At 70.9% G+C, this 19,371-nt stretch carries 16 protein-coding genes; 8 read left to right on the forward strand and 8 right to left on the reverse strand.

The genetic code is table 11. The annotated features are described in order from the left end of the window. Positions 1-19 precede the first annotated feature (19 nt). The 3 genes from AB0I69_RS47780 to AB0I69_RS47790 all read left to right on the forward strand — a co-directional run bounded on the left by AB0I69_RS47780 (position 20) and on the right by AB0I69_RS47790 (position 4,271). Entirely contained in the window at positions 20-1,552 is a 1,533-nt protein-coding gene (locus tag AB0I69_RS47780; RefSeq protein WP_363102136.1) for a S8 family serine peptidase, read from the forward strand. A gap of 216 nt (positions 1,553-1,768) precedes the next feature. Beyond that, complete coding sequence (locus tag AB0I69_RS47785) at positions 1,769-3,160, forward strand: CoA transferase (protein WP_363102137.1); 1,392 nt, start codon at positions 1,769-1,771, stop codon at positions 3,158-3,160. Between the two features lie 100 nt (positions 3,161-3,260). Beyond that, positions 3,261-4,271: a CopD family protein gene (locus tag AB0I69_RS47790; protein WP_363102139.1), complete on the forward strand. Its 1,011-nt coding sequence runs from the start codon at positions 3,261-3,263 to the stop codon at positions 4,269-4,271. 32 nt (positions 4,272-4,303) lie between these two features. Here AB0I69_RS47790 and AB0I69_RS47795 read toward each other — a convergent pair whose 3' ends face one another. From AB0I69_RS47795 to AB0I69_RS47805, 3 genes are read right to left on the reverse strand one after another with little or no spacing between them, the layout of a single operon-like run. Next, positions 4,304-5,350, reverse strand: a complete 1,047-nt coding sequence (locus AB0I69_RS47795; RefSeq protein WP_363102140.1) for a zinc-dependent alcohol dehydrogenase family protein — start codon at positions 5,348-5,350, stop codon at positions 4,304-4,306. Positions 5,351-5,392: 42 nt separating this feature from the next. Then, the gene (locus AB0I69_RS47800; RefSeq protein WP_363102141.1) at positions 5,393-6,067 is read right to left on the reverse strand and encodes a lysoplasmalogenase; all 675 of its coding nucleotides are present in this window, start codon (positions 6,065-6,067) and stop codon (positions 5,393-5,395) included. Continuing rightward, positions 6,064-6,945: a sterol desaturase family protein gene (locus AB0I69_RS47805; protein ID WP_363102142.1), complete on the reverse strand. Its 882-nt coding sequence runs from the start codon at positions 6,943-6,945 to the stop codon at positions 6,064-6,066. Before AB0I69_RS47805 ends, AB0I69_RS47800 begins: the two co-directional genes overlap by 4 nt. A 152-nt stretch (positions 6,946-7,097) precedes the next feature. On the opposite strand from AB0I69_RS47805, the gene AB0I69_RS47810 reads away from it, so the two are divergent. Further along, positions 7,098-10,175 carry an NACHT domain-containing protein gene (locus AB0I69_RS47810; protein ID WP_363102143.1) on the forward strand — a complete coding sequence of 1,026 codons (3,078 nt, stop codon included), beginning with the start codon at positions 7,098-7,100 and terminating at the stop codon, positions 10,173-10,175. Here the strand turns inward: AB0I69_RS47810 and AB0I69_RS47815 are convergent. From AB0I69_RS47815 to AB0I69_RS47835, 5 genes are read right to left on the reverse strand one after another with little or no spacing between them, the layout of a single operon-like run. Next, on the reverse strand, positions 10,172-10,894 hold the full coding sequence (locus AB0I69_RS47815) for a VIT family protein (RefSeq protein ID WP_363102144.1): 723 nt from the start codon (positions 10,892-10,894) through the stop codon (positions 10,172-10,174). The two genes, AB0I69_RS47810 and AB0I69_RS47815, sit on opposite strands and share 4 nt — an antisense overlap. Positions 10,895-10,919: 25 nt before the next feature. Continuing rightward, positions 10,920-12,185, reverse strand: coding sequence for an amidohydrolase family protein (locus AB0I69_RS47820; protein ID WP_363102166.1), 1,266 nt, complete (start codon positions 12,183-12,185; stop codon positions 10,920-10,922). 5 nt (positions 12,186-12,190) lie between these two features. After that, positions 12,191-13,474 carry an amidohydrolase family protein gene (locus AB0I69_RS47825; protein WP_363102145.1) on the reverse strand — a complete coding sequence of 428 codons (1,284 nt, stop codon included), beginning with the start codon at positions 13,472-13,474 and terminating at the stop codon, positions 12,191-12,193. Between the two features lie 10 nt (positions 13,475-13,484). After that, positions 13,485-14,369, reverse strand: a complete 885-nt coding sequence (locus tag AB0I69_RS47830; protein ID WP_363102146.1) for an SDR family NAD(P)-dependent oxidoreductase — start codon at positions 14,367-14,369, stop codon at positions 13,485-13,487. After that, the gene (locus tag AB0I69_RS47835) at positions 14,369-15,166 is read right to left on the reverse strand and encodes an acetoacetate decarboxylase family protein (protein ID WP_363102147.1); all 798 of its coding nucleotides are present in this window, start codon (positions 15,164-15,166) and stop codon (positions 14,369-14,371) included. The genes AB0I69_RS47830 and AB0I69_RS47835 overlap by 1 nt, the downstream gene beginning before the upstream one ends. A gap of 172 nt (positions 15,167-15,338) precedes the next feature. Here AB0I69_RS47835 and AB0I69_RS47840 point away from each other — a divergent pair, with 172 nt between their 5' ends. The 4 genes from AB0I69_RS47840 (at position 15,339) to AB0I69_RS47855 (ending at position 19,369) form a co-directional block, all read left to right on the forward strand. Further along, positions 15,339-16,328, forward strand: a complete 990-nt coding sequence (locus AB0I69_RS47840; RefSeq protein ID WP_363102148.1) for a DEDDh family exonuclease — start codon at positions 15,339-15,341, stop codon at positions 16,326-16,328. Between the two features lie 93 nt (positions 16,329-16,421). Continuing rightward, positions 16,422-16,655, forward strand: a complete 234-nt coding sequence (locus AB0I69_RS47845; protein ID WP_078532401.1) for a hypothetical protein — start codon at positions 16,422-16,424, stop codon at positions 16,653-16,655. Positions 16,656-16,682: 27 nt separating this feature from the next. Next, positions 16,683-17,510, forward strand: coding sequence for an SURF1 family protein (locus AB0I69_RS47850; protein ID WP_363102149.1), 828 nt, complete (start codon positions 16,683-16,685; stop codon positions 17,508-17,510). 71 nt (positions 17,511-17,581) lie between these two features. Further along, positions 17,582-19,369, forward strand: coding sequence for a glycoside hydrolase family 15 protein (locus tag AB0I69_RS47855; protein WP_363102150.1), 1,788 nt, complete (start codon positions 17,582-17,584; stop codon positions 19,367-19,369). Positions 19,370-19,371 lie beyond the last annotated feature (2 nt).

Raw genomic sequence — 19,371 nt, forward strand, 5'->3', positions numbered from 1 at the left:
CGGATGATGTGGAGATCCCATGGCTCATCTGCGCCCCAGACACCGGCTCGCCCTCGCCGTACCGGTCGTGCTGTCGCTGACCGCCTCGCTCGGTTTCCTCCCGTCGGCGGCCTCGGCGGCCCCGGCCGTGGAAACCTCCGCGCAGGCCGCTGACGCGCCCAACCTTGCGTATGTGGTCAACACTCGGCTGGACCACTGGACGATCAACTCGGTCAAGAAGGCGATCAATGCGGCCGGCGGCACCATCGTGGTGACGTACGAGAAGATCGGTGTGATCGTCGTCCACTCGGCGAACCCCGACTTCGGGCCGGTCATCCGCAAGGTGCCCGGTGTCCAGTCGGCCGGTGCCACGCGTACGGCGCCGCTGAGCCCAGCCTCGACGACCGACGAAGGCGCGGTGCAGTACCTCTCCAAGGAGCAGGCCGCGAAGACGGCGAAGGCCTCCGCCGCCGCCGGTGACAGCGAGCCTCTCGAAGCCGACCAGTGGGACCTGCCCGCGATCGGTGCCGACAAGGCCGCGAAGATCAATCCGGGCAGCAAGGACGTAACGGTCGCCGTCATCGACGTGGGCGTCGACGACACCCACCCGGACATCGCCCCGAACTTCTCCGCCTCGCAGTCCGCGAACTGCGTGGGCGGCAAGGCGGACACGACGTACGGCTCCTGGCGTCCCGTGGACTCCGCCCACTACCACGGCACGCATGTCGCGGGTGAGATCGCCGCCGCCCGCAACGGCATCGGCGTGGCGGGGGTCGCGCCGGGCGTGAAGGTCGCCGGGATCACGGTGGCCGAGCCGGACTCGACTCAGCTGTTCTACCCGGAGAGCGTGGTCTGCGCGTTCGTGTTCGCCGCGGATCACGGCGTGGAGATCACCAACAACAGCTACTACGTTGATCCTTGGCTGTACAACTGCATGGACGACCCCGATCAACGTGCCATTGTTGACGCGGTCAACAGGGCCCAGCTGTACGCCCAGAGCAAGGGCACGCTCAATGTCGCGGCGGCCGGCAACTCCAACGACGACCTGGACTCGAACGCCCTTGTCGACGACTCCAGCCCCGACGACTCGACCGCGGTGACCCGGACGGTCGACCCGCACGAGTGCTTCGACGTGCCGACCCAGTTGCCGGGTGTCGTCACGGTGAGCTCGGTCGGCGTCAAGAAGGCCAAGTCGTACTTCTCCAGCTACGGCAAGGGCGTGATCGACGTCTCGGCGCCGGGCGGGGACGCCCTGCAGATCCCCGAGACGCCGTCGAAGAACGGCCGCATCCTGTCCACGCTGCCGAACAACTCGTACGGCTACCTCCAGGGCACCTCGATGGCGACCCCGCACGTCGCCGCCGTGGCCGCGCTCCTCAAGTCCACGCACCCGCACGCCACTCCGGCCCAGCTGCAGGCGCTGCTGAAGGCCGAGGCGGACAACCCGGGCTGCCCGACCGACCCGTACGACACCAACGGTGACGGCGTCGTGGACGCGACCTGCGTGGGCGGCAAACGCGTCAACGGCTTCTACGGGTTCGGCATCGTCAACGCACTGCGGGCGGTCAAGTAGCGCGTATCGCTCGGAGTCGGGTGCATCCTCGGGGTCGGGTGCCGATGACGCGGGCCGGGCGGATCTCCGCCCGGCCCGCTTCGGCCGACCGTACGCACTCGGGTCCCGGGCCGGAACCGGTGCGGTCCCGGGCCTCTGCCCCGCGCCTGTCCTGGACGGGCGCTTCCAGTACATCCACCTCAAGTATTGATTGAATCAATACTTGATAATGCAGTCATGACTGACATCAAGTTGGCATGGGCCGCAATGGGCGGCGATCCCGCCCTGGTCTCGCGCGTCTCGACCGTCGCGCGTCAGGGGGCGCTCGAAGCGCGGCTTCCCGTACGGGAGTTGGCGCGGGCCTGCGTAGGAGTGTGCGCGCTGGCCGCCGCCGAGTTGGGGGCGCGGCGGGCCGGGCTCGCGGAGGTGCCCGGGGTGCGGGTGGACGACGGGGCGGTGGCCACGGCGTTCGTCAGTGAGCGACATCTGTTGATCGACGGGCGGGCACCGGTCGCCTTCGCGCCGCTGTCACGGTTCTGGCGTACAGCCGACGGCTGGGTCCGCACCCACGCGAACTATCCGCACCACCGGGCGCGCCTGTTGGACGCGTTGAGGCTGCCGGCGGACGCGTCGGTGAAGGACGTGGCCGAGGTGCTCGCCGAGCGGTACGCCCTGGAGGTCGAGAACACGGTGTACGGCGCCGGAGGTCTCGCGGTCGCGCTGCGGACGGCGAAGGAGTGGGCCGCGCACGCGCAGGGAGCGGCGGTGTCCGGACGGCCGCTCGTCGAGTGTGAACGGCTCGGCACGGCACGCGCGCGTGTGCTCCCGCCGCTCGACGGCGACCCGTTGCTGCCCGCCGCAGGGCTGCGCGTGCTCGACCTGACCCGGGTCATCGCGGGCCCGGTCGCCACCCGCACGCTCGCGCTGCTGGGCGCGGACGTGCTGCGCGTGGACGCCCCGCACCTGCCCGAGGCCCCGGACGCGCACGCGGACACCGGTTTCGGGAAGCGGTCGACCCGCCTGGACCTCGGCCTGGCGGCCGACCGGCGGACCTTCGAGGAACTGCTCGGGCATGCCGACGTGGTCGTCACCGGATACCGGCCGGGCACCCTGGACCGGTTCGGTCTCTCCCCCGAGGCACTGGTCGGCCGCCGGTCCGGGCTGATCGTGGCGCAGTTGTCGGCGTGGGGCGCGTACGGGCCGTGGGGCGACCGGCGCGGGTTCGACAGCCTGGTGCAGGTCGCCACCGGCATCGCGGCGATCGAAGGGTCTCCGGAGCGGCCCGGTGCGCTGCCCGCGCAGGCCCTCGACCACGGGACCGGGTACCTGCTCGCGGCGGCGGTGCTGCGGGCGCTGACGGAACAGTCGCAGCAGGGTCACGGCCTCGTCCTGCGGTTGGCGCTCGCGCGGACCGCGGCCTGGTTGACGGCGGGCGGCGGCGAGCGGGGAGGGGCGGCACACGAGTCGCGCGGGACGGCGTACAACCAGCCGGACGCCTGGCTGGTCGAGACCGACAGCGGTATCGGTCGGCTGCGGCACGCGCTGCCGCCGGTCTCCTTCGTCGGCGGGCCGGTGAACTGGTCGCGCCCGCCGGGTCGTTGGGGCACGGACTCGGCTCGTTGGGCTTGATCCGGGGGTCGGCCGGAAACGTACCTATGAGTGGAATGCCGTTCCGCCAGTCGTTTTGTTGCACTTGCCCGGTTATGTGGCGGCTGGTGAAGATCTTGGGGTGACCTTGATACGACCGACTGTCGAAGCGGCCGATACAAGCGGCTCCGGGCGGCGCCCCGGTACACGCCGGGCCGTCGCCGTGCTGGTTCTGGTGGTGCTCGCCGCGCTGATCCCGCTGCTCGGCCCGTCCGCCGCGCTGCACGACACCGGGGAGGCCGCCGCGCCCGGTGTCGGTGGCATCGCGCTGCTGCGGGCGGTGCTGTTCGGCGCGCTGTGCGTGCCGCTGGGCGAGCTGTTCGTGAACCGGCTGGCGCGTACCGTGCCCGGCGCTCCCCCGAACGGCCCCCGCAGCTGGGCCCTGTACGCGGCCTGCGCCGGTTTCGTCGCCGCGCTGGGGCTCGCGTCGGTGGTGGCGACGGGCAACCTGGTGCCGCACAGCCTCGCCGAGATCGACGTCGGCGGCCTCTACCAGTCCCGCGACGGCAAGCTGGCGCTCCTGGAGGTCAACGCGTTCGCCGTGGCGGCCCTGTGCGCCCGGTCGCGCCGGCCCGGCGTACAGGTGTGGCCCCTTGCCGCCGTGGTCCTCGCGGAGGCGCTGCGCGCGCACCCGGCGAGCGAGCACAGCCCTCTGGTCGGCTCCGAGCTGACCCTGGTGCACCTGACGTGCGCGGCGCTGTGGGTGGGCGGTCTGCTCCACGCGCTGCGGACGTTGCGGCAGTGGCGGGGCGCCGAGGCGGGGGCTGCACTGTTGGGCCTCTACGCGCGCGTGGCGGCCGTGCTGCTCGCCGCGATCACCACCACGGGGGTGTGGAGTTCGCTGCGCCGGATGCCGGTCGGCACGATCCTGGACCAGCTGACGACGACGGCCTACGGGCGCACCCTGCTCGCCAAGGTGATCCTCGTCGCAACCGTCGCCGTACTCGCGTTGTCGGCGCGGGCCCGGCTGCGGCGGGCCGCCGATCCGCTGGCCGCCTTGTCACCCGCGCGGGCGGAGGTCGTCGCCCTGGGGGTGGTGGTCATGCTCTCCGGACTGCTGACGGCGTTGCCGCTGCCGATCCGCTGGCATTGATCAACAGGTCGACAGCTGTCATCAATGGTTGATCAACTGTTGGTGACCAGGACCTTCAGGGCGGTGCGCTCGTCCATCGCCTTGTAGCCGTCGGGCACGCCCTCCAGGCCGACGGTCAGGTCGAAGACGGGCGACGGGTCGATGGTGCCGTCCAGGATGTCGGGCAGCAGCTCCGGGATGTACGCGCGGACCGGCGCGACTCCGCCGCGCAGCGCGATGTTCCGGTCGAACATGACCCCGAGGTCGAGACCGGTGCCGCTGCCGTGCGGCACCCCGACGAAGCCGATCGCGCCGCCGTCGCGGGTGATGCTGACGGCCGTACGCATGGACTGCTCGGTGCCGACGGCTTCGACGACGGCGTGCGCGCCCTGGCCGCGGGTGAGTTCACGGACGGCCTCCACGGCCGCCTCGCCGCGTTCGGCGACGACATCGGTGGCGCCGAAGCGGCGGGCGATGTCCGTACGGGTCTCGTGGCGGCCGAGGGCGATGATCCGCTCGGCGCCGAGGCGCTTGGCGGCGAGCACGGCGCACAGGCCGACCGCTCCGTCGCCCACGACGGCGACGGTGGCTCCCTTGCGGGCGCCGGCGCCGAGGGCCGCGTGGTGGCCGGTGCCCATGACGTCCGACAGGGTCAGCAGCGCCGAGAGCAGGTGTTCGTCGGAGGCCGCGTCCTTCGGCAGTCGTACGAGGGTGCCGTCGGCGAAGGGCACGCGTACCGCTTCGCCCTGGCCGCCGTCGTAGCCCACGGCGCCCCAGAAGCCGCCGTGCACACAGGAGGTGGTGAGTCCCTCGCGGCAGTAGTCGCAGACGCCGTCGGACCACATGAAGGGCGCGACCACGAGGTCGCCGGCCTTGACGCCGGTCACCTCGGAGCCCGTCTCCTCCACGATCCCGAGGAACTCGTGCCCGATGCGCTGCCCCGGCTGCCGGGCCGACTCGCCGCGGTACGCCCACAGGTCGCTGCCGCAGATGCAGGCGCGCAGCACCCGGACCACGGCGTCGGTGGGCAGTTGCACCAGGGGCTCGGGCACGTCCTCCACGCGCATGTCGAACGGGGCGTGGATGGTGGTGGCGCGCATGGCGAGGGTCCTTCTCGTCGCGGGTGTGCTGGTGCGGTGCGCTCAGGGGGTGGTCGAGCGCACTTCACGGTACGCCGCCGTCGGTGCGCGTCGCTCGGCGAGGGTGCCGAGCATGCCCCGGACCAGCAGGAACTGTGCGGCGACGTACGTGAGCATGATCCAGAAGTCGGGGCGGGGCGGCTGCGGCCAGTCGGCGACCCCGGTCGCGATGAGGGTGTCGGAGGCCATGAAGAGCGCACCGCCGAGCCCGGCGACGAGTCCGAGCCGGGTGGCCGCGGCGCAGGCCATCGCGGTGAGGAGGGCGCTGTAGCCGGCCACGGGGATGCGCAGGTCGGCCGGGAGGTCCGGCCACAGCAGCGTGACGGTGAGGGCCAGGGCGGCGGCGTACCCGACGGCGAGGAGACCGGCACGCGTGCGTGGGGTGCCGTACGTCCTGAAGAGGGCGAGGTAGCAGAGGTGGCCCGCGGCGAAGCAGGTCATGCCGGCGAGGAAGGCGGGGTCGGCGTCGGAGAGCAGCAGGGTGTCGCCTCCCCAGCCGAAGAGGAGGGCGGCGACGAGGAGCCGGGGTGGGCCGCGCAGGGCCGCGTACGCGGCCAGGAGCGGCATCAGGAGGGGCTTGGTGACGGTGTGCCCGGGGTGGTAGCCGACGGCGAGCGAGAGCAGGTCCAGGGCGGCTGCAAGGCCGAAGAGCGCCAGGAGGACGCGACGCGGGTTCACGCGGCCGCGGTCTCCTCGGCGACCGGAACGCCGCTCTGCCCCGGGACGGGCACCGGCTGCCAGCCCGGCCCCCGGAACACGCGCCCCGCGCGCTCGCGCCAACTGGTCGCCGCCTTCAGGTCCTTGGCGATGGCGACGTACTCATGGGTGGCGACCTTGATCGGGTTGAACGTGTTGATGTTCTTCGTCAACCCGTAGACGGGCCGCTCGACCTCCGGGACGAACGACCCGAAGAGGCGGTCCCAGACGATGAGGATGCCGCCGAAGTTGCGGTCCAGGTAGCCGCCCTGGGAGGCGTGGTGGACCCGGTGGTGGGACGGCGTGTTGAAGACGAACTCGAACCAACGGGGCATGCGGTCGATCCGCTCGGTGTGGATCCAGAACTGGTAGACGAGGTTCACCGAGGAGCAGAACGCCAGCGCCGCGGGATGCACTCCCAGGGCGACGAGCGGGACGTAGAAAGGCCACACCGTGAGGGTCGTCCAGGGCTGGCGCAGGGCCGTGGTGAGGTTGAACCTGCGGCTGGAGTGGTGGACGACGTGGCAGGCCCACAGGATGCGGATGACGTGGTGGCCGCGGTGGGACCAGTAGTAGAAGAAGTCCTGCCCGAGCAGCATCAGCGGGATCGTCCACCACAGCACGGGCACGCGCAGCGGCGTGAGTTCGTAGATCGCCGTGTAGATCGCGACGATCGGGATCTTCCAGAGGAAGTCGAAGACGAGGCTCCCCAGCCCCATGCCGACACTCGTCGCGGCGTCCTTCGTCTCGTAGCCCGCCGCGTCCTCGTCGGGGTGGACGCGCACGCTGATCACCTCGATCACGGTGAGCAGCACGAAGGCGGGTATCGACCAGAGCACGGCATCGGGCAGGTTCGGCATGAGTGAACCGTAAAACCGCGAATCGGTCGCGCCTAGACGTTGTTACCCACAAGTATTACCGGCGGTATGCGCTTGCTTGTTGGCGATCTCCGCCAACGGGCGGCCCGGCCGGGCCTACGATTCCCTCTGCCGTTACGGGGGAGGCCGATGGCATGCAGGGGCTCGAAGTGGTGCTCGTCCGGCTGGCGTCGACAGTGGCCTCGACGCTCGCGAAGTCCGTTCTGACTCCCAGACCGGGGGCGGGGCTGGTGACCGATCCGGTACGACCGCTGCCGAAGCCGGCCGGGCCGGAGAAACTGGCGCGGGTCCTCGGGGACCGGGTGGCCGCGGCGTACACGTCGCTGCCCGAGAACGAGCGACTGGCGGCCGTCGCCGCCGTCCAGGACAGCTTCGCGGCGGCCGGCCCGATCGACGTGGAGCGGCTCTTCGCCACGGACCTGGATCCGGTGCGTCTTGCCGCCGAACTGCGCGCCCCCGTACCGGACTTGGTGGAGCGGGCCCGCGATCTGTACGGGGAACTCCTGGAGTTGTGCTGCGCGCACGTCGTCGAACAGCTCACCGCCCAGCCGTCGTTCGCCGCGCGGGCCGCGGTGGAGCAGACGCGCAGGACCGGAGTGCTGTTGCGCGATCGGGCCACGCCCCGCCCGGCGGCGGACGCTCTGGACTTCGAGGAACGGTACGCGCGGTTCGTGGCCGAGGCCCACGGAAGACTGGAGCTGTACGGGCTGACGTTGGGCCGGTCGGGGAGCGACTGGCCGCTGGACACGTCGTACATCAGTCTGGCGGTCACCGGCCACGGCGGGTATTCGTCGTCGTTCGGACTGCCCCACCAGGGCCTCACCCCGCTCAAGGCCGAGCAGGCGTTGGCGAGTTCGGACCGTATCCTGCTGCGCGGCCCCGCGGGTTCGGGCAAGTCGACGCTGGTCCAGTGGCTCGCTCTGAACGCCGCCGGACGGAGGTTCGGCCCCGAGTTGGCCGACTGGAACAGGTGCGTGCCGTTCGTGCTGCGGCTGCGTTCCTTCGCCTCGGCCGAGACGCTGTCCCTCCCGGAGGATTTCCTGCGCGCGTCCGGCGTGCCGCTGTCGGCCCCGCCGGGCTGGATGGAGTCCGTGCTGTCGCAGGGGCGGGCGCTGGTGCTGGTGGACGGCGTGGACGAGGTGCCGAGCCGGCTACGGACCCGTACGCAGGCCTGGTTGAAGGCACTGGTCGCGGCCTTCCCGCACGCACGCTACGTGGTGACGACCCGGCCGTCGGCCGTCCCCGAGGACTGGCTCTCGCAACAGGGCTTCGTCGCCCACTCGTTGTTGCCGATGGGGCAGGACGACATCCGTACGTTCGTGACGCGTTGGCACGAGTCGGCCCGCCTGGAGTGCGGGGAACAGACCGAGCGGGCTCAACTCGACACGTACGAGAAGGCGTTGCTGCACGCGGTGAAGACCCGCCGGGATCTCGGGCGGCTGGCGACGAACCCCCTGATGTGCGCCCTGCTGTGCGCTCTGAACCGGGACCGGAGGATGCAACTGCCGCGCGCCCGCAAGGAGTTGTACGACGCGGCGCTGGAACTTCTGCTCGTCCGGCGCGACACGGAACGGGAGATCCTCGGCGTCGAGGGCGTCGTCCTCACCCGGGACGAACAGACCGCGCTGCTCCAGCGGTTGGCGTACTGGCTGATCCGCAACGGCCAGGTGGAAGCGGGTCGCGACGAGGCCGTGGACATGTTCACGGAGTGGCTGGCGGCGATGCCACAGGTCCAGGGCGATGCGGGCCAGGTGTTCCAGCACCTGCTGATCCGCAGCGGGCTGTTGCGCGAACCGGTGCCGGGCACGGTCGACTTCGTCCACCGCACCTTCCAGGACTATCTGGGCGCCAAGGCCGCGGTGGAGTCACGGGACTTCGGCCTGCTGGTGCGCAACGCCCACGACGACCAGTGGGACGACGTGGTGCGCATGGCGGTGGGCCACGCGCGACTGGAGGAACGCGGGCGGCTGCTACGGCAGTTGCTGCGCCGGGCCGACCGGGCGCCGCGACTCCGGCACCGGCTGGTGCTGCTCGCCGCGGCCTGTCTCGAACACGCGCCGGAGTTGGAGCCGGAGGTGCGCGCGGAGGTCGAGGGCCGGGCGGGAGAACTCGTACCGCCGCGGAATCGGGATGCGGCCGAGGAGTTGGCGAAGGTCGGGCCGTTGGTGCTGGAACTCCTGCCCGGGGCCGACGGGTTGGACGAGGACACAGCGGCGGCAGTCGTGCGTACGGCCGGACTGGTCAAGGGCGAGGCGGCCCTTGAGGTGATCGCGCAGTTCCGGGAGGACACCCGTGCGCCGGTCGCGTACGAGATCTGTGTCGCCTGGGCCTCGTTCGACAGCCGGCGCTATGCGCGGGAGGTGCTCTCCGGCAACGACTGGAGCCGATCCCATCTCGTCGTGCAGACCCGGGCAGAGCTGGACGCTCTCCGTGACGTGTCCGGAGCCCTCCATGTGTTCGTCCACGGAGACCACGAGGATCTGTCACCGCTGCATGCGCTCACAGCCCCCAAGTCGCTGCTGATCTCGAACAATTCGCGGCTCTCGAACCTCTCCGCTCTCGCCGCCGTGACATCCCCGGAGCGCATCGACCTCAACACGTGCGAAGGGGTCCGGGACCTGTCACCGATCGCCAGGCCGGGACTGCGGCGTCTCGAACTCCGTGACATGTCGCACGAGTTGTCCTTGGACCCCTTGCGTGACATGCCGGATCTCGTGAACCTCCTGCTCGCATATCCCCTGCTCGCCGAGAGCGTGGCCGAACTGCCCGTCGGTCCTCAACTGACCGAGTTGCACCTGTTCGTCGAGACCCGCTACATGTCACTGGACGGCGTAGAACGCTGGCCCGACCTCACCGACATGACCCTGGCAGGCGAGACACAGGTCCAGCAGCTCGCCCTGCACCCGTCACTCGACCGCCTGACGGGTCTGTCGCTCCAGCATCAGGACCCCCTGGACCTCGACCACATCCTGCACCTCAGCGAGCTCCGGACCCTGTTCCTGTGGCAGTGCGAGGTGCCTCAAGGGCTGGGCCGACTGCGGGAGTTGCCCGCGCTCACCAAACTGACCCTCTCCTCCTGCGCCCCCTCAGGAACCCCCATCGACATCGGCCCCCTCGCCGACCGGGACGACCTCACGATCACGTTCCTCGGCGCCCCCACCCCGGTCCTGGGCGAGGAGCGCTTCGCCCCTGGCCGCATCATCCGCGCCTAGACCCCGGCCGCCCCCAGCACCGTCCCCGCCATGTACGTCACCGCCATCGCCAGCGCGCCTCCGGCCACGTTCCGCAGCATCGCCGGCCTCGGGTCGGCCGCCCCGAGTCGCGCGCTGGCCCAGCCGGTGAAGACGAGGGCGGCCAGGGACGAGAGGACGGTGACGCCGAGGCGCCAGTCGGCCGGGGGCAGGACGATCGCCAGGAGGGGGAGAAGGGCGCCCACGGTGAAGGAGAAGAAGCTCGCCCAGGCCGCGTGCCAGGGGTTGGTGAGGTCGTCGGGGTCGATGCCGAGCTCCACGCTCGCGTGGGCGCGCAGGGCGTCCCGTTCCGTGAGTTGGACGGCCGCCTCCATCGCGACGTCCCGGGACAGGCCCCGCTCCTCCAGCAGCTCGGTCAACTCCTCCAGTTCGGCCTCCGGTTGTTCTTTCAGCTCGCGCTTCTCCAGGGCCAGGGCGGCCTTCTCCGAGTCGCGCTGGGTGGAGACCGAGACGTACTCCCCCGCCGCCATCGACATGGAACCGGCGAGGAGACCCGCCAGGCCGGCCGTCAGCAGTGCCGCGCGGTCGTCCGTGGCACCGGCCACGCCGACGACGAGACCGGCGGTCGACAGGACACCGTCGTTCGCGCCGAGGACCGCGGCCCGCAGCCAGTTCAGCCGGGAGCCGAGGCTGCCGCCGTGGGCCTCCGTGTGGGACTCACCGTTCGTTGGTTCCGTCACACGGTGGAGGATCCCACTCCCGGCGTCACCACACCCGTACCGACGCTCCCCGCGCGAACACCGGGCTCGTCGCACCCACCGGCGGTTCGGCCAGTGGCTCCGCGATCTCGGTCACCGTGGGGCCGACCTTCGCCGCGATCGGGTCCAGGGCATCCAGGTCGAAGCCGTACACGCGGGCCGCGTTGCCGCCGACCATGGCGGCGACCTCGTCGCGCGGCACGCGCGCGTAGGCGAAGCGCAGGCCCTCCCTGGAGTACGGGTACGTGCCCTCGTCGTGCGGGTAGTCGCTCCCCCACATGATCTTCTCGATGCCGATGCGCTCGCGCAGCGGCACCTCATGAGGGCGCATGAAGCTGGCTCCTACGAAGCAGTTGTCGCGCCATACCTCCGACGGACCCTTGCCCATCGAAGTGGCAAGCCCCGCGCCGAACTTGGACTCCGCGGTCGACGCCTTCGTGGCCGCCGCGACCAGGCGCCCGTGGTAGTAGTCCAGCATGTCGAGCACCCCGGGTATCCAGCCGGAGCCCTGCTCGGTCAGGACCAGTTTCAGGTCCGGGTGGCGGCGGAAGACACCGCCGAAGATGAGGTGCCACAGGGCGCGGTGCGAGAACCAGGTCGTCTCGACCATGAACACCGCGCGGGCGGCCGGTTCGTCACCGAGGGGCGGGGACGCCGAGCCCGCGTGGTGGTTGACGGGGACGCCGAGTTCCGCGCACACGGCCCAGATCGGGTCGTACGTCGACGAGTACAGCTCGGGCAGTCCCGAGCCCGGCGGGGTGCCGGGCAGCAGCAGGCCGCCCCGGAGGCCCGCGGCGACCGACCGGCGGATCTCCTGGACGGCCTCCTGGACGTCGTTGAGGAGGATCTGGAAGACGCCCGCCCGGCGGCCCGGCGCAGCCGCGCAGAAGTCCGCCAGCCAGCGGTTGTGGGCGCGCAGACCGGCCCACCGCAGCTCGAACTCCTCGGCCGTGGGCGCTGGTGCCATCAGGGAGCCGGACGGGAAGAACGGCGGGATCGTGTTCGGGAAGACGACCTCCGCCACGATCCCGTCCTCCGCCAGCTCCGCGATGCGCCGCTCGGAGTTCCAGTTCTTGTCGGCCGTGTCGGCGACCAGGTCCTCGTAGGGGTTGACGTACGTCGCCGCCCACGCGTCGAAGTCGTCGTGGTACCGCTTCTCCAAGTAGGGCCTGTAGTCGAGGAGATCGGCGCCCGCGTGGCAGTCCGCCGAGATCACCGTGTACCGGTCCGCGCCGTCGGAATCCATAGAGCCTGTGGAGCCCGTGGGGGTCATGGCGCTCATGGCGTCGCCCCCAGGACCGGGAAGTCGTGGTCGGTCAGCCAGTGCCGTCCGACCTCGCGCGAGCGCGCCCAGGACGCCGTCACGGCCGCCTGGTCGTCCTGCTGGCCGAGTTCTGCGGGGGTCGGGCCGATCCGGCGGGCCAGTGGCTCCAGGGCCGCCACGTCGAAGCCGAAGGCGTCCGCCGCCGCCAGGCCCAGCATGCGGCGGGTCTCGTCCACCGGGATGTCGTGGAAGGTGCGGCGCAGCCACGCGCGCGTGTCGGGCCAGGTGCCCTCGGGGTGCGGGAAGTCGCTGCCCCAGAGGATGTTGTCTACGCCGATCTCATAACGCTGGGCCAGTTCGCGGCGCTTGGTGTTGGTGGCGCAGATGAAGACCTGCCGGTCGAGGTACTCGCTCGGTGGCCGTTTCAATTCCGCGAAGGGCGAGAGCTTCTTGCCGCCGTGGGCGCCCAGGTAGAGGCGGTCCATGAACCAGAGCTGGTTCGGCAGCCACCAGCAACCCGACTCCGCGACGCCGAACTTGAGGCCCGGGTGGCGTTCGAAGACCCCGGACCAGAGCAGGAACCACAGCGGCCGGGCGGGCCACCAGGTCACCTCGCTCACATAGATGCCCAGGTGGTCGCCGTACTCGTGGCGGGGCGCCGCTCCGGAGTGCGTGAGTACCGGCATCCCGCACTCGGCGGCTGCCGCCCACACCGGGTCGTAACGGCGGTCGTGGTAGGGCTCCTTGTCGACCCACATGGAGGGGATCATCAGGGCGCCTAGGCCGGACGCCTTGGCGCGCTGGATCTCCGCGACGACCTTCTCCGTGGGGGCCGTCACGGGCAACAGGGCGACCCCGCAGTGCCGTTCGGGGTGCTCGGAGACGAAGTCGGCGAGCCAGCGGTTGTGCGCCTGCGCGCCCGCCATGCCCAACTCGGGGTCCTGGTCCCCCGAAAGGCCGAGGCCCACTCCGAAGGGCGCCGCCGTCTGGCTGTCCACGGCATCCGCGTCCGGGAAGACCACCTCGGCGGCGACCCCGTCCCCGTCCAGCTCCTTGAGGCGCTGCGCGGTGTCCCAACCCCCGCGCAGGCCCTCCTCGTTGTCCTGGAACCACTTGGTCGCGAACGCCTCGTTGCGGATGCCGAGCCGGGTCATCTCCTCGCGGCGCCGGTCGCGTCCGGCGAGGAACTCGTCGAAGTCCCGGTGGAACCGGGCGTCCAGATAGGGCCGGTACTCCTCGGTGGGCAGTCCGGCATGGCAGTCGGAGGAGATGATCAGGTACGGCTCCTGGTCGGTCACAACAGCCCCCTCAGTCCAGGATGAAGCTCTCTAGGTACGACGGGTTCGCGCGGTCGAGCATCGAGCCCGCCCGTGCCCGGATCTGGGCGTCGCTGTGCTCGCTCTCGGGCAGCAGCCAGAAGCGGTCCGCGCGGATGCCGTCCACGACGAGTTCGGCAACCTCCTCGACGGGCGTGAAGGCGACCTCCTTGCCCGCCGCCTTCATCGCGGTCTCCCACTGGTCGAGGCTGCGGTAGGGGGTCCTGCGGGGCCGCTCTTTCGCGTACCGGTCGGGCCGGTTGCGGTGCGACTCCCACAGTCCCGTGCGCAGCATGTGCGGCCCCGGGAACAGCACCGAGGCGCCCACGCGCGCGTGCTCCGCCTTCAAGTGGGCGTACAGGGACTCGGTCATCGTCACGACGGCCGCCTTCGTGACGGCGTACACGGAGGCGGTGGGCAGCGGGGCGATACCGCCGTCCCCGGAGGACGTGTTGACGACATGACCGGGTTGACCGGACTTGATCATCCTCGGCACGAACGCCTGGATGCCGTGGAAGACGCCCCACACGTTGACGGCGAACGCCCACTGCCAGTCGTTCGGTTCGTGCTCCCACATGCGGCCCTCGGCGCCCGAGCCGACCCCCGCGTTGTTGCACAGGACGTGGACGGCGCCGTACGTCTCGTAGGCCGACTCGGCGAGATCCAGGACCTGTTGGCGTACACCGACGTCAACTACGCGCGCGTGCACATCGGCGCCGTCCGCGCGCAGATCGGCGGCGGCCTTGTCGAGGGCGCCCTCCTCGACGTCGGCGAGGACCACCTTGAGCCCGTCGGCGGCGAACCGTCGCGCCATCGCGAGCCCGATCCCGCTCGCGGCCCCAGTGACGACGGCGACCTGCCCCTCCCTCAACTCCATCAGGCGCTCCCCTCCGGCGGTCCGTCGTGGATCTGCCGCGGGTCGTCGTAGCGCTGGTGGATGTACGGCAACAGGGCCTGTGCGTCGACCCGTTCGACGACCTTGCCGCGCTGGTCGCTGGTCTTCTCGCCGATGGTGATGTCGATGAGCGTGCGCACGGGGAGGTCGGCGACCGGGTCGTACATGGACTCGCGCAGGACGACGTCTCCGGTGACGCGTTCGAGGCGGCGGACCTTCTCGTTGCGCAGGCAGTGCACGAGCACGGGGTCGGCGTCGAAGCCCGAACCGTCCACCGCGGGAAGGAACTTGAAGTAGAAGTCGGTCTTCTGCGTCGGTTCGGGGAGGGGCAGTTCCTCGCTGATCGCGCCGCGGACCTCCACGAAGGCGATGCCGTGCCGGGCCAGGGACGCGTGCACGACGAGGCCCACGCGTTCGACGGTGACCTCGCCGAGTTTCTTGGGCTCTCCGAAGACCTCACGGCCGCCGGTGAGGGCCCGCTCGTGGGTCATCGGCATCACCAGGGGGTACCAGCCCTCGACGCCGTCGTGCGCGGCGGCGACCGCGAACGAGCCCGCGCCCAGGGGGTATCCGGTCAGTTCGACCTTGCTGATGTTCACCCGGACCAGGGGCCGCCCGGTCGGCTTGAGGGGCGGCGGGAGGACCGCCGCGACCGCGTCCGGGTCGCTCTCCCAGACGGCCACCACACCGGTGGACCAGATGTCCGGGAGCTTGGAGCTCGCTGTGCGTGCGGCGGCGATCTCCGCCTCCGTCCGTGCGCCGTACCGTACGCGTGCCATACGCCGTACCGCCCTTCGTAGGCCGTCATCCGCCAGGCGGGCAGCACGCTTGCACCGGGCGGGCAAAAGGTCCATAGCCACGCGCACGTGCATTCGGCGGACCCGAACGGGCGGGCGGGACAGGCCACCTGAGGGACAGGACTGTCAGTGGCGGCCCGTATCCTCAGTGACCATGCTCGAAGACCACTCGCCCGCAGTGTCCGCAGCCACTCCGTGGCCGGCCGCGTATCCCCAGGGATACGCGGTCGTTGACGTGGAGACCACCGGCCTGGCCCGGGACGACCGGATAATCTCCGCGGCCGTCTACCGTCTGGACGCGCTCGGCGAGGTCGAGGACCACTGGTACACGATGGTCAACCCGGAGCGCGATCCCGGCCCCGTGTGGATCCACGGTCTGACGAGTGACGTCCTGGAGGGCGCTCCCCTCTTCAAGGACATCGCCGAGGAGTTCGCGACCCGCCTGGAGGGCCGGGTATTGGTCGCGCACAACGCGGTCTTCGACTGGCAGATGATCGCGCGGGAGTACGCGCGCGTGCAGATCGAGCCCCCGGTCCGTCAGCGGCTGTGCACCATCGCGCTGTCGAAGGAGCTGAGCCTGCCGCTGCCCAACCACAAACTGGAGTCCCTGGCGGCGCACTTCGGAGTCGTCCAGCAGCGCGCGCACCACGCGCTGGACGACGCGCGCGTGCTCGCCGAGGCGTTCCGGCCGAGCCTGCGCGCGGCGGCACTGGGCGGCGTACGGCTGCCGCTGCACGAGTGCCGCCCGCTGACCGAGTGGACCGCCGACCGGCCGACACCCCGCATCGGGCAGCAGTCGGGTGGCTACAGCGGCTACGGGGCGGGCAGTTGGCGCCCCGCGCGCAAGCGGCCCGCGTGTCCCTATCCCAACCCGGGGCGGTTCGAGGACGGCAAGCCGCTCAAGCAGGGGATGCGGATCGCGTTCTCCGGGGACACATCCATCGAGCGCGAGCTGCTGGAGGACCGGGCCGTGGAGGCCGGGCTGCATGTCGCGACGAGCCTGTCCCGGCTGACCAGCCTGCTCGTCACGAACGACCCGGACTCGGGCACCTCGAAGGTGGTCAAGGCCAAGCAGTTCGGCACCCCTGTGGTGGACGAGGCGGCGTTCGGACAGCTGCTGCGGGACATCGAGGCGGCGGACTGACGGCGCCCCGGTGACCGTACGGACGGGTGATTGTCGTACGACGCGCCCCGCGCCCGCTCGCCCGCTCCGGGTGGACGGCCCACCCTGTGGCGCATGGCGAGATGTGAAGTGTGCGGCAATGACTACGGAATGAGCTTCGAGGTGCACGCGCAGGGCGCGGTGCATGTCTTCGACTGCTTCTCCTGCGCGATCCACCGCATGGCCCCGATCTGCGAGCACTGCCGGGTGCAGATCATCGGCCAGGGTGTCGAGGTCGAGGGCCACTGGTTCTGCGGCGGCCACTGCGCGCGGGCGGAGGGCAAGGTGGGGATCATCGACAAGGTCTGAGGACAGTCCGAGGACAGACCCCCGTGAATGCGCCCCACGACCGAGTTGTACGGTCGTGGGGTGTACCGCTTCCTGATGTCCCGGCAGTGGGTGATCCTCGCGTTGATCACCCTTATCCTGATCCCGACGATGATCAGGCTGGGCATCTGGCAGATGCACCGCTACGAGATGCGCAGCGCCCGCAACCAGTTGGTCACGAACGCGCTGCACGCCGAGCCGGTCCCCGTGGAGCGGATCAGCACCCCCGGGCACGCGGTGACCCGTACTGAGAAGTACCGCACCGTCACCGCGACGGGCACCTTCGAGCCCTCCAAGGAAGTCGTCGTCCGGCGTCGTACCAATGACGACGACGAGGTCGGCTTCCATGTACTCACCCCGTTCGTGTTGACGGACGGCAAGGTGGTGTTGATCAACCGCGGCTGGATCCCGGCGACCGGCGTGCAGACCGCGTTCCCGAAGATCCCCGCACCGCCGGCCGGCAGGACCACGATCACCGGGCGCCTGATGGCCGACGAGACGACCGCGGCGAGCGGCATCAAGGACATCAAGGGCCTGCCCGACCGCCAGATCATGTTGATCAACAGCGAGGAACAGGCGAAGCGGCTCGACGCCCAGGTGCTCGGCGGCTATGTCGAGCAGACGGCGCCCGAGCCGAGGGGCGACACGCCGGAGCAGATCTCCGACCCGGGCAAGGAAGACGCCCCGCTGAACTACGCGTACATGATCCAGTGGTGGCTGTTCGCGGCAGCCGTCCCGGTCGGCTACGTGGTCCTCGCCCGCCGTGAGGCCCGTGACCGCCGGGAGGCGGCGGCCAAGGAAGAGGAGACCGCGGAGGCCGAGCCCGCGACGGTGTGAGCTCTCCCGCGCTTCACCCGCCCGGCCCCGAACCTTGATTGCCCCGCCGGTAGGCAGGGAACCCGCACCCCGTGCACCCACGTATCGAGGACTACGCCCTCATCGGCGACGAACAGACCGCTGCCCTGGTCGGCATGGACGGCTCGGTCGACTGGCTGTGTCTGCCCCGCTTCGACTCGGCCGCCTGCTTCGCCAGACTGCTCGGCGACGAGGAGAACGGCCACTGGCGCATCGCCCCCAAGGGCGCGGACCGCTGCACCCGCCGCGCCTACCGCCCCGACACCCTGGTCCTGGACACGGAGTGGGAGACCGCCGAGGGCACGGTACGCGTCACCGACCTGATGCCCCAGCGCCACCGCGCCCCCGACGTCGTACGCATCGTGGAAGGCGTCAGCGGCAAGGTCACCGTCCACAGCAGGCTCCGCCTGCGCTTCGACTACGGCGCGGTCGTGCCGTGGATGCGCAGGTCCCACGGACACCGGGTGGCCGTCGCGGGCCCCGACTCGGTGTGGCTGCGCAGCGAGCCCGAGGTGCGCACCTGGGGCGAGGACTTCAGCACCCTCTCGGAGTTCACCGTCGAGGCCGGCGAGAAGGTCGCCTTCGTCCTCACCTGGCATCCCTCGCACGAGCCCCGTCCGCCGCTCGTCGACCCGTACAAGTCGCTGCGGCACAGCGTCGCGGACTGGGAGCGCTGGGCGGCCCGCTGCCGCTACGACGGCCCCTACCGGGACGCGGTCGTACGGTCCCTGATCACCCTCAAGGCCCTCACCTACCGCCCCACCGGCGGCATCGTCGCCGCGGCCACCACGTCACTCCCCGAGGAGATGGGCGGCGTCCGCAACTGGGACTACCGCTACTGCTGGCTGCGCGATTCGAGCCTCACCCTGGGCGCCCTGCTCTCCGCGGGCTACCACAAGGAGGCCGAGGCCTGGCGCGACTGGCTGCTGCGCGCGGTCGCGGGCGATCCGGCGGACCTGCAGATCATGTACGGCGTGGCGGGCGAACGGCGCCTGCCCGAGTTCGAGTTGCCACACCTTTCGGGCTTCGGCGGATCGGCCCCCGTCCGGATCGGCAACGGCGCCGTCAACCAGCTCCAACTCGACGTGTACGGCGAGGTCCTGGACTCCCTGTGGCTGGCGCGCCGCGCGGGCCTGTCGCCCAAGCCGCACATGTGGTCGCTCCAGGCCGTCCTCCTGGAGTGGCTGCGCGCGCAGTGGCGGCAGCCGGACGAGGGCCTGTGGGAGGTGCGCGGGGGCCGTCGGCACTTCGTGCACTCCAAGGTCATGGTGTGGGTGGCCGCCGACCGTGCCGTCCGCACCCTGGAGGAGTACGCCGACCTGCCCGGCGATCTGGCGGGCTGGCGCGAACTGCGGGACGAGGTGCACCGGGACGTGTGCGAGAAGGGCTACGACCCGGAACGCAACACGTTCACGCAGTACTACGGCTCGCAGGAACTCGACGCCGCCCTGCTGCTCATCCCGCGCTTCGGCTTCCTGCCGCCCGACGATCCCCGGGTCGTCGGCACGGTCGACGCGGTCCGCGAGGCACTCGGCCACGACGGCTTCGTACGCCGCTACGACACCGCCGCCGACACCCCCGTCGACGGGCTGCCCGGCGCCGAGGGAGCCTTCCTTGCGTGCTCCTTCTGGCTCGTGGACGCGCTGCAGATGACGGGCCGCGGGAAGGAGGCCCGGGTGCTGTTCGAGCGGCTGGTGGGGCTCGCGAACGACGTGGGGCTGCTGGCGGAGGAGTACGACCCCGTGGCCGGCCGTCAGCTCGGCAACTTCCCGCAGGCGTTCAGCCACATCGGCCTGGTCAACACCGCCCTCGCCCTGTTCGCGGGCGAGGAGGCAGGATAGGG

This window comes from Streptomyces sp. NPDC050508, assembly GCF_040655155.1.
Taxonomy (GTDB): domain Bacteria; phylum Actinomycetota; class Actinomycetes; order Streptomycetales; family Streptomycetaceae; genus Streptomyces.